We start from the raw sequence: 13,761 nt of genomic DNA on the forward strand, positions 1-13,761 counted from the left end.
AAGAGGGCGTTCCCGGCCTCATTCCCGGAACACTAAACTCTTGAATTTTTGATTTTGCGGAGAGAATATGCGGCCCTCTATTATTGAGGTAAAAAACATATGAACGACATTCAGTCGCAAATTGTCTCCCGTGGCGAAGAGATCCTTAAACGCATGGAAAGCCAGTCCAAGGCTTCCATCTTCTCCAAAGATTTCTGGTATGGCTCCATCATGGAATGGAGTATGAAAAACGAAAAATTCAAAACCAACATGTTCCGCTTTGTGGACGTGCTTCCTTCCATCAACTCGGGTGACGAAGTCGCGCGCCACTTGAAAGAATACTTCTCTGAAGATGGCGGCTCTCTGCCTCCGGTGTTCAACGTCGGTCTTGGTTTGGGTTCTTTGGCGCCGGGCCTGATGGCGGGAGCAATCAAAAAAAATGTCATGGGTATGGCAAAAATGTTCATCACTGGCGAAAGCCCGGATGAGGCACTGCCAGTTCTGAAAAAAGCGCGCAAAAACAAAATGACCTTCACCGTGGATATTTTAGGTGAGGCGACGCTTTCTGAAAAAGAAGCACAGGACTATAATAACAAATACATGGAGCTGATTAGCTGGCTGGCTAAAGACGCTGAGAAGTGGGACGAAGTTCCGCAGATCGACCGCGATCACGAAGGCGCTTTACCCAAAGTAAACGTGTCCGTGAAAATGACGGCGCTTTATTCCCAGATCAAAGATGCGGCTTGGGATGAATCCAAAAAAATCCTGAAAGACCGTCTGCGCCCTGTATTCCGTCTGGGTATGGAAAAAGGCGTGTTCGTCAATCTGGATATGGAACAGTACTCTGTCAAACATCTGACATTGGAAGTGTTCACCGAACTGATCAACGAACCTGAGTTCAAAAATTATAAATTCTTCGGTATCGTGATTCAGGCTTACCTGCGTGATTCCTTTGAAGACGTCAAATCCCTGACAGACTTTGCACAAAAGCGCGGCACTCCATTCTGGGTTCGTCTGGTTAAAGGTGCTTACTGGGATTACGAAACCATCGAAGCCGAACAGCGTGGCTGGCCGATTCCGGTTTACACCAACAAAGCGGAATCTGACGCGAACTATGAACAGTGCGCGAAGTACCTGCTGGAAAATATCAAATCCATCCGCCCTGCTTTTGCCTCCCACAACGTCAGAACTTTGGCAGCGTGCATGCTTTACGCAGAAAAACTGAACATCCCGAAAGAGGCTTTGGAGTTCCAAATGCTTTACGGAATGGCCGAACCCATCAAAAAAACCATCGTGGACATGGGCTACCGCATGCGTGAATACGCTCCGGTGGGTGAGCTGATCCCGGGCATGGCTTATCTGGTGCGCCGTCTTCTGGAAAACACGTCCAACGAATCCTGGTTGCGTGGCAAGTTTGCTGATAACAAATCCATGGCGGAACTTTTGAAAGATCCGGCTCAGGGGTTGACTCCGACATCCGCGACCATTCAGAAAAAACCGGGCAAGTTCTATAACGAACCACTTTTGGACTTCGCGATTAAAACAGATCGTGAAAAAATGCAAAAAGCCCTGAACGAAGCCAAAGCCTCTTTGCCGGTGAACGTCAACATCGTCATCAACAACAAAGAGCTTCAGTCCGGCAAGATCTTTGACCGTGTGAACCCGTCTCAATCCGACCAGATTGTTGGCAAGATTCAGATGGCCACCACAGAGCAGGCTGAACAGGCCATGCAAGCCGCGCAAACCGCTTACAAGACGTGGAAGAACGTGCCTTGCGAACAACGTGCGGCTCTGGTCGATAAGCTGGCCGACATTATGACTCGCGATCGTTTCAAACTGATCGCAACTCAAGTTCTGGAAGTGGGTAAACCGTGGGCCGAAGCTGATGGCGACATTGGTGAAGCCATCGACTTCTGCCGTTACTATGCTCGTCACATGCGCGATCTGCAAAAGCCACTGCGTGTGGGCGGCCTTCCGGGCGAAGTGTCCCAGTACATCTACAAATCCCGCGGTGTAACTGCGGTGATTGCGCCTTGGAATTTCCCGCTGGCAATTCTAGCTGGCATGGTGACGGCAGCCGCTGTTGCCGGTAACACCGTGGTGATGAAGCCTGCCGAACAATCCTCTGTGGTTGCCTGGGGCCTGATGAAGATGATTCAGGAAGCCGGTTTCCCACAAGGTGTGATTAACTTCCTTCCGGGCTTCGGTGAAGAGGTCGGTGAACACATCGTGAACCACAAGTACACGACAACAATCGCCTTCACAGGTTCCAAAGCCGTCGGTTTGCACATTATGAACCGTGCCGCTGTGGTTCAGCCGGGCCAGCAACATGTCAAACGCTGCATCATCGAAATGGGCGGAAAAAATGCTGTCATTATCGACAACGATGCTGATCTGGATGAAGCGGTTGATGGTGTACTTTATTCTGCGTTTGGTTTCAGTGGTCAGAAATGTTCAGCGGCCAGCCGCGTGATTGTGCTGGATGAAGTTTACGAACGTTTCGTGGACCGTCTGGTAGAGTCTGCCAAATCCATCGAAATCCACGCTGCTGAAAATCCAAAGGCGTACATGGGTCCGGTTGTGGATAAGGAAGCTTACGACCGTATTCTGGGCACCATTGCTGATGCCGAGAAAAACCACAAACTTCTGTTCAAGGGCTCTGTCCCGGGCGGCGGTTACTTCGTTCCTCCGACAATCTTTGGTGACGTGGCTGGTGATGCAAAACTGGCTCAAGCTGAAATCTTCGGTCCGGTTGTGGCTGTCGTTCGTGCGAAAAATCTGGATCAGGCTTTGGATATTGCCAACAGTACAGAGTACGCTCTGACGGGTGGTGTGTTCTCCAGAAGTCCTGCGAATATCGCGCGTGTGAAAGACGAATTGGAAGTTGGAAACCTTTACGTCAATCGAGGAATCACGGGCGCGATGGTGGACCGTCATCCATTTGGCGGCTTTAAAATGTCTGGTATCGGTTCTAAAACCGGTGGCCCTGATTACTTGAAACAGTACATGGAACCCGCCTGTGTGACTGAAAATACACTTCGTCGCGGTTTTGCTCCGACAGAAGAATAGACCTTCCTTTCCAGGAAATTCCACAAGCCCTCAGTCAAAAGCTGAGGGCTTTTTTATTGTTCTTTTTCCCTGTTCCAAAGGGGCGTTCTGCAAAGACTTCACGGCCTTGGGCCTCATCTGCCTCTCAGTTCAAGCATGGTTGGCGCGATAACTGCAATCTCCCCGGCCATACAAATCCATCATTCCCCTATTTCCGGAAGGTCTATGAAAGCACTGGTTCTTTTTCTAAGTCTTTTTGTCGCCACGGCATCGGCGTCTGCCGTCACCCCTCACGAGTTTATCGAGTCCTTCGTAGCTCAGACCAACAAGGTTCTGCAAGTGACCAACGATCATCGCGGCCTGGTCGGTAAACGTCTTTATTGCGAGGCCTTGTCGTCTGACCAGATCACCCTGATTGCCGCGACCGCCATGGTTCCCGGCATCACGGTGGGCGATTTTGTGAACACCGTGGCTGAAGATCTGAAATGTTATCCTGTATTCTTCCCACCTTGGGGGCGAAAATCTGTCGGCGGAATGCTTTTCAATAGCAAGGCCTACATCATGGACATCACACTGATTCAGGATGTTCTAAGAAGCCTGAACGAAGGCAAGCTGCCGGAAAGCGAACGCCTGCTGGTGGAAAGCTATGATCCGTATTACTTCGAAATCCTGGGTCAATAAGACAACGCCAGTGTTGATGCTGGCTTCACTCTTTTAAAGTGCATGCCTTTTGAAATCCGGACTCGTCACAGAGTCCGGTCTTTTTTCCTCTGTCGTTCCGTCTTTTTCACTATCCCGATAGCCGAAGTTCAGATCCCCTTGAGTGATACTCGAATAGGGACCACTCATGCTGAACGGCCAGATGATGTAAACATCATAGTAAGTGGTGTCCGCCTGAGGAATCGTCATCAATTCACAAGAGCTCCATTCCCGGATCGAATCGATCACATACAGATGGTTCTTCCAGTGATTGTCGATGCTTTGAAGCAGAATCATTTTCTGAACTTGTTCAAAGAACGGACCCATGGAGTTTTTCTGACGATCCCAAACCTCTTTCACACCGGCTTTAACAGCCTCAGTTACAGTGTCGGTATTTACAGACATGGTGCTGAAATCAACTTTGAAACCAAATGTTTGTGCCAAAGCGTTGTTCAGACCCTCAAGACTCCATTCCTCTTTTTTCCCGTTTTCAGGAATGTAGGTATCCAGAAGTGTGGAAACAACATCACCCAACCAGTCCAAAGTGGTTCTTTCGATCTCCTGACCTTCCAGAACCTTACGGCGCATTCCATAGATCGCATTTCTTTGTGCGTTCATCACGGAATCGTATTCCATCAGATTCTTACGAATATCGAAGTTGTGTCCTTCAACCTTACGTTGCGCACCTTCGATGGCGTTGGTCACCATTTTTGCCGTGATCGGTTCATCTTCAGGGATGTTCAGCATTTCCATGATCTTCTGGATACGCTCCCCGTTAAAGATGCGCATCAGTTTATCTTCCAACGACAGATAGAATCTGGATTCACCCGGGTCCCCTTGACGACCGGCACGACCACGCAACTGGTTGTCGATACGGCGGGACTCATGGCGTTCAGTACCGATGATATACAAACCACCCAAAGAACGAACTTCCGCACGTTCCGCCTCAACTTGCGGCTTCAGCTTCTGAACTGCTTCCAGATACTCTGGAGAATCGTCATTCCCAACCTGAGCTTTTGCCAGCATCTCGGCATTACCACCCAGCATGATATCCGTACCACGACCTGCCATATTTGTAGCAATAGTCACAGCACCTTTACGACCTGCCTGAGCGATGATTTCCGCTTCACGTTCGTGGTGTTTCGCATTCAGAACTTCGTGTTTAACACCTTCTTTACGCAGGAAATTACTCAAAGCCTCTGATTTTTCGATGGATTCAGTACCCACCAAAATGGGCTGACCTTTGGCAATACGTTCTTTCACGTCGGCTGTGATCGCCTTGAACTTCGCAAGCTCAGACTTATAAACCACGTCCTCCTGATCCTTACGCATGATCGGGCGGTTGGTTGGAATCACATTCACACCAAGTTCATAGATCTTTTGGAACTCCACCGCTTCTGTATCCGCAGTACCGGTCATACCAGACAGCTTTTCATACATACGGAAATAGTTCTGGAAGGTGATCGTTGCCAAAGTCTGATTTTCAGACTTCACTTCAACGCCTTCTTTGGCTTCGATCGCCTGGTGCAAACCATCGCTCCAGCGACGGCCCGGCATCAAACGGCCTGTGAATTCATCGACGATCACGATTTCGCCATCCTTGATCATGTATTCCACATCAAGACGGTATAGATAGTGAGCCTTCAAACCCTGATAAACGTGGTGAAGGATTTCGATGTTTTGCGGATCGTAAAGATTGGAAAGACCCATCAGTTCCTCCACTTTCGCATTCCCAGCGTCAGTCAAAGAAGCCGTTTTGGATTTTTCCTCCATCGTGAAGTGAACATCACGCTTCAGGTGAGGAATGATGGCATTCACAGCATAGTATTTGTCTGTGGAAGATTCCGCAGGACCGGAAATAATCAGCGGAGTACGTGCTTCATCGACCAGGATGGAGTCGCACTCATCCACGATAGCGTAGTAATGAGGTCTTTGAACGTAGTCGTTCAGATCAAACTTCATGTTGTCACGAAGGTAGTCGAAGCCCAGCTCATTGTTGGTGCAGTAAGTGATGTCGCAAGCGTACATCTCTTTACGCTGTTGATCGTTCAAACCGTGCACGATGATACCGGTTGTAAGACCCAGCCAGCCATACAGACGACCCATGTGTTCGGCGTCACGACGAACCAGATAGTCATTCACGGTCACAACGTGGACACCGCGACCCGTAAGAGCGTTCAGATAAACCGGCAGCGTTGCCACCAGGGTTTTACCTTCACCCGTTCTCATCTCTGCGATGTTACCACGATTCAAAACGTAACCACCGATCAACTGAACATCGTAGTGGCGCATTCCCAAAACACGTTTGGAGGCCTCACGACAGACCGCAAAAGCTTCCGGCAGAATATCGTTAACCGTTTCGCCCTTCTTCAGGCGTTCCTGGAACTCTGGAGTTTTGGCTTTAAGTTGATCATCCGTAAGAGCTGCCATCTGAGGTTCCAGGGCATTGATACGATCCACAGTAGGCTGGATCTTTTTCATCTCACGGTCGTGCTTCGTTCCGAACATTTTTGTCAAAATTTGTGTAACCATAGCCTATGAGGATAGACCTAAATACTCGCAAGCGGCAAGGTAAGGGGGCAATTTCTGGATGCGTCATTGACGCGATTTCATTCGGAATTTTAAAGACTTGGTCAGGTTAAACCCCGACCAAAGCCTTAAACTATCGCAATGGATACTTCAGCTGACGAAGACCCTCGTAAGCTGCGATGGCCACACTGGTGGCCAAATTCAGACTGCGTGCACCTTCACCAATCATTGGAATCGTCACTGTCTGGTTGGGATGCTTCATCAAAAAATCCGGGTCCAGCCCTTTGGTTTCCTTCCCAAAGACAAGCCAGTCCCCGGCCTGATACTGAGGATCAAAGTATGTGCGCTGCGTTTTTGTCGTGAACAGCCAGATGCGGCTGGGATCTTCTACCAATTTCCACCAGTCTTCAAAAGTTTCGTGGCGGTACCAGGTCAGATGGGGCCAGTAATCCAGCCCCGCTCTTTTCAGGTTCGTGTCGTTGATCTCGAACCCCATTTTTCCCACAATGTGCAACTCGCAGTTAGTACCCACACAAGTGCGCCCGATATTTCCCGTATTCTGAGGAATCTCGGGCTCAATAAGAACAATGCGGAAAAGTTTTTCTGTATTAGGCAAGGTGTCTGTAAACCTCTTGGCCCAGTTTAGACAGCGCCAATCGACGACCCTTATCGACGATCAACTCCAGATTCATCAGCTCACGATAAAGCGTCAGATCAATCGGAACGATCTCGCGGCCAGAAGAACGTCCCAGTCTTTGAATATAAGTTACCTGCTTGTCGCTAAGCTTGGAGGTCAAAGCGGGCTGTTCCTGCATGGAACGTTTCCAGTCTCCCCCTGCAATCACAGCGGCATTCACCGGAAGTTTTAATGGATTCAGGAAGTAAATCCAAGCTTTCACCGACTCGGAAGCACCTTCTGGATGCACATCAATTTCTTCTCTGGAGTAAAGGCTCTTGTCCGGGTCCATGCGGTTGTAACCGTGGAACTCGTCCATCAGGTTCAACAATAGATCGGAACCCTTAAGTTCGATCATCTGCCCGGGAATCAGGTCCGAGCCCCCTTTGACCAGCGCCGGAAAGCCCACTTTTAGGCGGTAAGCTGTGGCTTTAACTCGTGCAAATACTGAAGATTCCACGAAATTTTGGATCTTGCTGAAGTGAACCATGCCTTCGCAAAAAGAACCGTAAACGAAAAAACGATTTGTAGTCATTATCCCCCCCGAGTACGACAACAATAGTGATTTTCCGAAAATGAGGTCCCGTGTGTACCAAAAACCACATAGCCCCGCAAGCCGCATTCCTAAGGCTTTTTCTTTTTTTCCAAAGAGTGACACTTACTGGAATGCGTTATGCAGAAATTAAAAAAATTAAATGACCTTTCTAGTTTTTGCATTCTTCGGATGCTTTGCTATCCTTTTAAAAATCTGATGTAGGATTTCTTTTTCAGAGCAAAGTAGTACATGAAAAAAATTGAGGCCATTATCAAACCCTTCAAACTGGATGACGTGGTCGATGCTCTTGCTGAGGTCGGCGTTGAAGGGATCACTGTCTCAGAAGTTCGGGGCTTTGGCCGTCAAAAAGGCCGCACTGAAGTTTACAAAGGCGCGGAATACGTCGTCGATTTTCTCCCAAAAATAAAAATTGAAGTGGTTCTTCCCGCAGCACTTGTTGACAGTGCCGTGGAAGCCATTCAGAAAACAGCGCGCACAGGAAAAATTGGTGACGGAAAAATCTTCGTTATTCCTGTGGAATCAGCCCTTCGCATCCGCACCGGTGAGAAGGACGAGCAGGCACTTTAAAAGTTTTTAACCCCCAGGGAGGCTCACGATGACCGGACAAGACGTTTTAAAATTCGCCAATGAAAAAGGCGCTAAAATGGTGGACCTGAAGTTCTGCGACATGGTCGGAACTTGGCAACATCTGACAGTGCCACTGCACCAGTTGACTGACGAGGCTTTTGAACAGGGCTTCGGTTTTGATGGAAGCTCCATCCGCGGCTGGAGAGGCATTGAAGAATCTGACATGATCATCCTGCCCGATCCGGCCACAGCAATGATGGACCCATTCATGCAGGTTCCCACTTTATCTCTGATTTGTGATGTCTGCCTTCCTGAAACTCTTCAAGCCTATAACCGCGATCCTCGTCAGGTTGTTAAAAAAGCCATCGCTTATATGCAATCCACCGGCATTGCTGACACGGCTTACTTCGGCCCTGAAGCAGAGTTCTTTATCTTCGATGACATCCGTTATGAACAGACCAACAGTTCTGCCTTCTACATGATCGACAGTGACGAAGCTGTCTGGAACACAGGTCGCGACGAAGGCGGCAACAATCAAGGTTATAAAGTTCGCGCCAAAGAGGGTTATTTCCCGGCCCTGCCAACAGATTCCCAACAGGATCTAAGAACCGAAATCTGTCTGGAGCTTGAAAGATGTGGCATGCAAGTGGAACGTCATCACCACGAAGTCGCTGCCGCACAAAGTGAGATCAACTTCCGCTTCGACACCGCTTTGAACATGGGCGATAAAATGATGTGGTTCAAATACATCGTGAAGAACGTGGCCAAACGCTATGGAAAAACCGCGACCTTTATGCCAAAGCCTATCTTTGGTGATAACGGCTCTGGAATGCACATCCATATGTCCCTGTGGAAAGATGGAAAAAATCTTTTCGCGGGCAACAAATATGCGGGTCTTTCCGAAATGGCTTTACATTACATCGGCGGTGTTCTGAAACATGCCCCGGCTCTTTGCGGTATCATCAACCCGACAACCAACTCTTATAAACGTCTGGTGCCGGGCTTTGAGGCTCCGACCAAGCTGGCTTACAGCTTTAAAAACCGTTCCGCAGCCATGCGCATCCCTAACTCCGGTCCAAACCCGAAAGCAAAACGTATCGAGTTCCGCACTCCAGATCCTTCTGCCAATATTTATCTGGCGGAAGCCGCGATCCTGATGGCCGGTTTGGACGGTATTATTAATAAGATCAATCCGGGCGACCCGCTGGATAAAGACATCTACGGATTGCCTCCCCAAGAGGCGGCGGCCATTCCTTCCGTTCCCGGAACTTTGGAAGAAAGCCTGAACAGCCTGATGGCTAATTGCAGCTTCCTGAAAAAAGGCGATGTTTTTAGCGACGATTTGATCCAGACCTGGGTTCAATACAAAATCGACAAAGAAGTTCGCCCAATTCAGCAAAGACCAGTTCCCTACGAGTTCCATTTATACTACGATTGTTAAGCCGCCACGCGGAGGATGTGGTGCGGTTTTACCGCACCACTGGACTAGATCAGCATAGATAAGGAAAGACTATGGCATCAGACGACGTTAGAAATTTTATGGGCTACCTTTGGGTGCGCCAGGAAGATGGTATGATCACCATCGGCATCAACGAAGACGGCCTTGAAGACTTCGAATCCATCTCCTCCGTAGATTTGCCTGCGGAGAACGAACAAGTTGATGAAGATGTCGTTATCGGCACTCTGGAAACTGACGATGGCCCTTTGGACATTTACACTCCAATCGCCGGAACTGTGGTTGAAGTGAACTCTCAAGTGATCGACGATCCTTCCCTTATCATGGAAGATCCTTATGAAGAAGGCTGGCTGATTCGCATCGAAGCCGACGAGGACTACGATGAGGATGAAGAAGACGAAGAAGATGACGACGAAGAAGATGACGACGAAGACGACGATTATGACGATGAGGACGAGGATTAGTCCTTAAAGCAAAGCCCCGGACACACCGGGGCTTTTTTATTTGCTTTAATGCCAGGTCGTTCCTTTCGGAGCAATACGCTCAAGCTTTCTGGCTGTCAGCCAGGCCCCGATAACAAACGCCGCGCCAATCAGAATGTGCACGATATGGTCAGCCGTTCCCAGCTCCAAGTAACCCGGAATCAAACGCCACCAGAACGAATCATAGTCCATGGTCGGCGGAATCATGCTGGTGTTGGAGCCAAAAAGGAATCCCGCCAACCCCAACATTCCATAGATAGCACCAAAGATGTAACTAAAGCGCTCTGCCGTAATGATGGAGTTCCCGACACCAAACCATAATGCCGCGATCCCCGAAACGATATGAATAATGTTATGCCCCCAGCCTAAATGCATTCCGAATAAATTCGGCAGGACAAATCCCGACATTCCCACCAGCACAAAAGCCACCCCCAGCACCATGCACACCCACTGCGCCGGGCTGGTTTCGGATTCCACTTGAACCACCGGCTTACTTTCCACCTTTGGAGGTGTGGGTTTCGAGACTCTCTCTTGTTTGGGTATCTTCTCTAAATCCGGTCTTTGCGGTTCCATAAGATGCTCCTTGTTGTTTCACCCCTTTATTATGCCGCCGGATGCGAGATCGCAGCAGAAGAGTTCTCGAACTTTGACAAGATTCAGTTGTTTCACTGCGAACTTACAAGAAGTGCAGTGACCGTATCTGGACCTTCTGCTAAATTTCCTGAATGCCAGCAAGATTTGAAAACCTTATTCTTTATACCATCTGCACTGTGATCTGGGGTTCTACCTGGCTTGTCATCACATTTCAGATTGATTCTGCGTCTCCGGTCACTTCGGTCTTCTGGCGTTTTCTGCTGGCAGCGGGAATGCTTTTCGCTTTTTGCTTCTGGAAAAAGCAAAACCTGAAATACTCGCGCCGCGAACACCTGCTATTTGCCGGGCAGGGAATCCTGATGTTTTCCATCAACTACATGCTGACCTATGTGGCAGAAACCATGATTAGTTCCGGCATGGTTGCATTGAGTTTTACGGCTCTGGTTTATTACAACATGTTCGGCATGAATCTGTTCTTCAAAAAGCCCATCACTCGCAACGTGATCTGGGGTTCGGTTCTGGGTGGAATCGGGATCATTTTCATTTTTCTGAATGAGATTTTACATTTCGATCCCAATTCAAAAACCATCTGGGGTCTGCTGGTTGGATTTTTAGCCACGCTGTCGGCTTCGATGGGTAATATGGTGGCGCAAAAAAGTTATCAGCTGCGCATTCCCGTCGTCGTCACAAACACCTGGGGTATGATGTATGGCAGTCTGTTCACTCTGTTAGTGGCTCTGATTTTGGGTCATGACCTCAGCATCCCTCTGACCGGAAAATTCCTGGGGGCTTTGGCGTATCTGGCATTGTTCGGCTCTGTGATTGCTTTTGGTGCGTATCTTTCACTGGCTGGCAGAATAGGAGCGGAGAAAGCCGCCTATACCAGCGTGCTTTCCCCGGTGATTGCCCTGACACTTTCCAGTTTCTTTGAAGGCTTTCACTGGACACCTTATATAGTTTTAGGCGTCGTGCTGTGCCTGCTGGGAAATGTCCTGACACTTACCAAGCGGGCGGGTTGATCCCCGGAGGAAGGAAGAACACACCCACCTGGAACATGATTGAAATCGTTTTATCTGTTGTCTTGCGCAAGTCCCGTCCCTGAGGCGCCCCGTTATCCACGATGATCATGCCATCGTCCCCGGCAGAAATATAAGTATGCCCGGGAGTATAACCTGCCCCATTCATCATGATTGAACCTAAAATGGGACGATACTTGGTAGCATCCCATGGCACCCATCCAGCCTTGTACAAAGCCATTGAATAATTCACCACCGCAGCGGTGCTGGACCATATCAACTGATTGCCTTTGGATTTATTGAAATCATCCGCCACACGATATCCGGCACGCTGATAGGCCTGACGTAAAAGCTCGGACTGAAACTCGGCACAAGGGACATTTGAAAAACCGTGACGAACAGCCGTTCCTTGAGTCGCAATACTCCAGGCCCCGCTGGTGGAAATCACACCCGTCTTTTCAAAGTTAATGGACCACTGGGTCGCCGCACTTTTATCCATCATCAGATAGGACTTGGGCGTTGCGGCAGTTCTGTTCACGGCTTTTTTTAGCTCATTAAATATAGCCTGATACTTTGTGCGCATGTCGAAACTTAAGGAATCCGGACTGATTCCTTTATTTAGCCTGTCACCAAATCTCTTTTTCACCGATGTGGTGTAATTAAACTTGGGCTTGCCGCTGGCTTCAAAATTTTTGTTAAACCCTTCTCCCAATGCTGAAGCCGTCACCACTGCAAAATTTCCTTCGGTGCCTTCCAAATTTCCAACGATAGAGGCAAAGATAAACAGTCCACCGGAGGTTCTATTAATCTCTGCAATTTTTGCCGCAGTAAACTGGGACTGGTACTGTGAAAGAACCGAAACCACCTTTATCGGATAAATAAAGCCAGTGCTGGACCGCTCAATACCGCCACTGGATGTGCGATAATCCAGATGTTTAACTTCATAGCTGGCCGGGATTTCTATCTGCGTACCTTCAGGCAGTTCGATTTTATTTTCCAGAACCCCGGATTTTTCATAACGTAATGTCATCGCCTGATTCAGCAGTAATTTTTGACCGGTCACTTCCGGAATGCCTGGCGCCGGTTCCGGCACTCCCGGTGTTCCCGCATCAGGATTGGGAACGGCGGGCTCAACAACGGAAGCACTTTCGTTTCCACTTTCATCAATTGCAGGAAAGTCATTGGATGGGGCACAGGCTGCCAAGACCAGCAATCCTGTGACAAAGAAAGATTTGGTGATTTTATTGGTTCCGACCATGGGACCTCCGTTCCCAAAGGTCTTCGGCCGGTTCACATTAGGAATTTAATATTTTTTGTAGTGTCCAATTTGTATTCAGCGGTTTGCATTCAAGTGTTGAAATTCTATTAGAAAGAACAAAAGCATCTGTTTGTTTACGCGTCCTGTGTCGAGTGCCGTCTTACCTGATGGAAATATTGATTGCTGACAAATAAAGGGACTCGTCAGGCTTTCTCCCGTATCTAGCTCGGATCCATAAGGAGTCTATTTTATGAGAATCATTGCTTCTGCTTTGTTGTCCACCCTGCTGATGCTGTCCCTGTCGTCGAACGCTGCTCTTTTGCAACTGGAAAAAGGCGCACGTTCTATCGAAGGTGTGAATATCGCAAAATCCGCCCAGGGTACTCTGGACGATAAAAAAATCGAACTGGGATCTGTCGGTGCGGGTTTGCGCTGGAAAAAGGTTTTACTGATGAAAGTAAAAGTCTATGTGGCGCAACTTCTGATTAGCAGCCCCGAACGTTTTGTCAGAAAATCAGCGGAAGCCCTTAAATCCCTGGAGGATAGCGAAAGTGTTGCCATTCAGCTTAGCTTCCTGCGCTCCGTGGATGCTGACACCGTACAAAGTTCTTTCCGTGATGCCTTAAACGTTAACAAAGTAGATATGAACACCCCTGCCATCAAAGCCTTTCTGGAAGCCGTTCGTAAAGGTGGCGATGCCGATGCCGGCGCCAGTCTGACAATTCTGGTGACCAAACATTCCGATGGTTCAGAGTCTTTGATTTATGAAGACACGGCCGGACACCAGACTCGTATCAACGGCGAAAAAGGTCTGGCGTATAAAATCTTTTCGATCTGGCTGGGTACGCCGTCCGATGACGGTGTAGCGTCCCTGAAGAACGACATTGTTAATCCTTAAGGT

11 protein-coding genes and 1 pseudogene are annotated in these 13,761 nt (G+C 48.7%); 7 read left to right on the top strand and 5 right to left on the bottom strand.

Features of this window, described 5'->3' with window-relative positions:
* The first annotated feature begins 99 nt into the window (after positions 1-99).
* Both EZJ49_RS04440 and EZJ49_RS04445 read left to right on the top strand, forming a co-directional pair.
* Positions 100-3,048 carry a proline dehydrogenase family protein gene (locus tag EZJ49_RS04440; protein WP_262554703.1) on the top strand — a complete coding sequence of 983 codons (2,949 nt, stop codon included), beginning with the start codon at positions 100-102 and terminating at the stop codon, positions 3,046-3,048.
* A gap of 204 nt (positions 3,049-3,252) precedes the next feature.
* The gene (locus EZJ49_RS04445; protein ID WP_262554704.1) at positions 3,253-3,708 is read left to right on the top strand and encodes a hypothetical protein; all 456 of its coding nucleotides are present in this window, start codon (positions 3,253-3,255) and stop codon (positions 3,706-3,708) included.
* A 246-nt stretch (positions 3,709-3,954) separates the two neighbouring features.
* Here the strand turns inward: EZJ49_RS04445 and secA are convergent.
* The 3 genes and pseudogenes from secA to EZJ49_RS04460 form a co-directional block, all read right to left on the bottom strand.
* A pseudogene (gene secA / locus EZJ49_RS04450) lies at positions 3,955-6,258 on the bottom strand (preprotein translocase subunit SecA); the annotation flags it as partial.
* Between the two features lie 130 nt (positions 6,259-6,388).
* Entirely contained in the window at positions 6,389-6,871 is a 483-nt protein-coding gene (locus EZJ49_RS04455; protein ID WP_262554707.1) for a tRNA (cytidine(34)-2'-O)-methyltransferase, read from the bottom strand.
* Complete coding sequence (locus EZJ49_RS04460) at positions 6,864-7,466, bottom strand: gamma-glutamylcyclotransferase (protein ID WP_262554709.1); 603 nt, start codon at positions 7,464-7,466, stop codon at positions 6,864-6,866. The genes EZJ49_RS04455 and EZJ49_RS04460 overlap by 8 nt, the downstream gene beginning before the upstream one ends.
* A 249-nt stretch (positions 7,467-7,715) precedes the next feature.
* Between EZJ49_RS04460 and EZJ49_RS04465 the strand changes: the two genes are divergently transcribed.
* The 3 genes from EZJ49_RS04465 (at position 7,716) to EZJ49_RS04475 (ending at position 9,974) form a co-directional block, all read left to right on the top strand.
* Positions 7,716-8,054 carry a P-II family nitrogen regulator gene (locus EZJ49_RS04465; RefSeq protein WP_262554711.1) on the top strand — a complete coding sequence of 113 codons (339 nt, stop codon included), beginning with the start codon at positions 7,716-7,718 and terminating at the stop codon, positions 8,052-8,054.
* A 28-nt stretch (positions 8,055-8,082) separates the two neighbouring features.
* Positions 8,083-9,495, top strand: coding sequence for a type I glutamate--ammonia ligase (glnA, locus tag EZJ49_RS04470; protein ID WP_262554713.1), 1,413 nt, complete (start codon positions 8,083-8,085; stop codon positions 9,493-9,495).
* A 71-nt stretch (positions 9,496-9,566) separates the two neighbouring features.
* The gene (locus EZJ49_RS04475) at positions 9,567-9,974 is read left to right on the top strand and encodes a glycine cleavage system protein H (protein WP_262554716.1); all 408 of its coding nucleotides are present in this window, start codon (positions 9,567-9,569) and stop codon (positions 9,972-9,974) included.
* 45 nt (positions 9,975-10,019) lie between these two features.
* On the opposite strand, the gene EZJ49_RS04480 is transcribed toward EZJ49_RS04475, so the two are convergent.
* Complete coding sequence (locus EZJ49_RS04480) at positions 10,020-10,565, bottom strand: DUF4383 domain-containing protein (RefSeq protein ID WP_262554718.1); 546 nt, start codon at positions 10,563-10,565, stop codon at positions 10,020-10,022.
* A gap of 152 nt (positions 10,566-10,717) precedes the next feature.
* On the opposite strand from EZJ49_RS04480, the gene EZJ49_RS04485 reads away from it, so the two are divergent.
* The gene (locus tag EZJ49_RS04485) at positions 10,718-11,605 is read left to right on the top strand and encodes a DMT family transporter (RefSeq protein WP_262554720.1); all 888 of its coding nucleotides are present in this window, start codon (positions 10,718-10,720) and stop codon (positions 11,603-11,605) included.
* On the opposite strand, the gene EZJ49_RS04490 is transcribed toward EZJ49_RS04485, so the two are convergent.
* Complete coding sequence (locus EZJ49_RS04490) at positions 11,586-12,860, bottom strand: hypothetical protein (RefSeq protein WP_262554722.1); 1,275 nt, start codon at positions 12,858-12,860, stop codon at positions 11,586-11,588. The two genes, EZJ49_RS04485 and EZJ49_RS04490, sit on opposite strands and share 20 nt — an antisense overlap.
* Positions 12,861-13,110: 250 nt before the next feature.
* On the opposite strand from EZJ49_RS04490, the gene EZJ49_RS04495 reads away from it, so the two are divergent.
* Positions 13,111-13,758, top strand: a complete 648-nt coding sequence (locus EZJ49_RS04495) for a chalcone isomerase family protein (protein WP_262554724.1) — start codon at positions 13,111-13,113, stop codon at positions 13,756-13,758.
* Positions 13,759-13,761: the final 3 nt, after the last annotated feature.

The sequence above is a fragment of the Bdellovibrio bacteriovorus genome, assembly GCF_025558485.1.
GTDB lineage: Bacteria > Bdellovibrionota > Bdellovibrionia > Bdellovibrionales > Bdellovibrionaceae > Bdellovibrio > Bdellovibrio bacteriovorus_G.

Excerpts from the sequence above, each read along its gene's own strand:
- EZJ49_RS04475 (WP_262554716.1), top strand. The coding sequence starts at position 9,567 with ATGGCATCAGACGACGTTAGAAATTTTATGGGCTACCTTTGGGTGCGC.
- EZJ49_RS04485 (WP_262554720.1), top strand. The coding sequence starts at position 10,718 with ATGCCAGCAAGATTTGAAAACCTTATTCTTTATACCATCTGCACTGTG.
- EZJ49_RS04445 (WP_262554704.1), top strand. The coding sequence starts at position 3,253 with ATGAAAGCACTGGTTCTTTTTCTAAGTCTTTTTGTCGCCACGGCATCG.
- EZJ49_RS04480 (WP_262554718.1), bottom strand. The coding sequence starts at position 10,565 with ATGGAACCGCAAAGACCGGATTTAGAGAAGATACCCAAACAAGAGAGA.
- EZJ49_RS04495 (WP_262554724.1), top strand. The coding sequence starts at position 13,111 with ATGAGAATCATTGCTTCTGCTTTGTTGTCCACCCTGCTGATGCTGTCC.
- EZJ49_RS04440 (WP_262554703.1), top strand. The coding sequence starts at position 100 with ATGAACGACATTCAGTCGCAAATTGTCTCCCGTGGCGAAGAGATCCTT.
- EZJ49_RS04490 (WP_262554722.1), bottom strand. The coding sequence starts at position 12,860 with ATGGTCGGAACCAATAAAATCACCAAATCTTTCTTTGTCACAGGATTG.
- glnA (WP_262554713.1), top strand. The coding sequence starts at position 8,083 with ATGACCGGACAAGACGTTTTAAAATTCGCCAATGAAAAAGGCGCTAAA.
- EZJ49_RS04460 (WP_262554709.1), bottom strand. The coding sequence starts at position 7,466 with ATGACTACAAATCGTTTTTTCGTTTACGGTTCTTTTTGCGAAGGCATG.
- EZJ49_RS04465 (WP_262554711.1), top strand. The coding sequence starts at position 7,716 with ATGAAAAAAATTGAGGCCATTATCAAACCCTTCAAACTGGATGACGTG.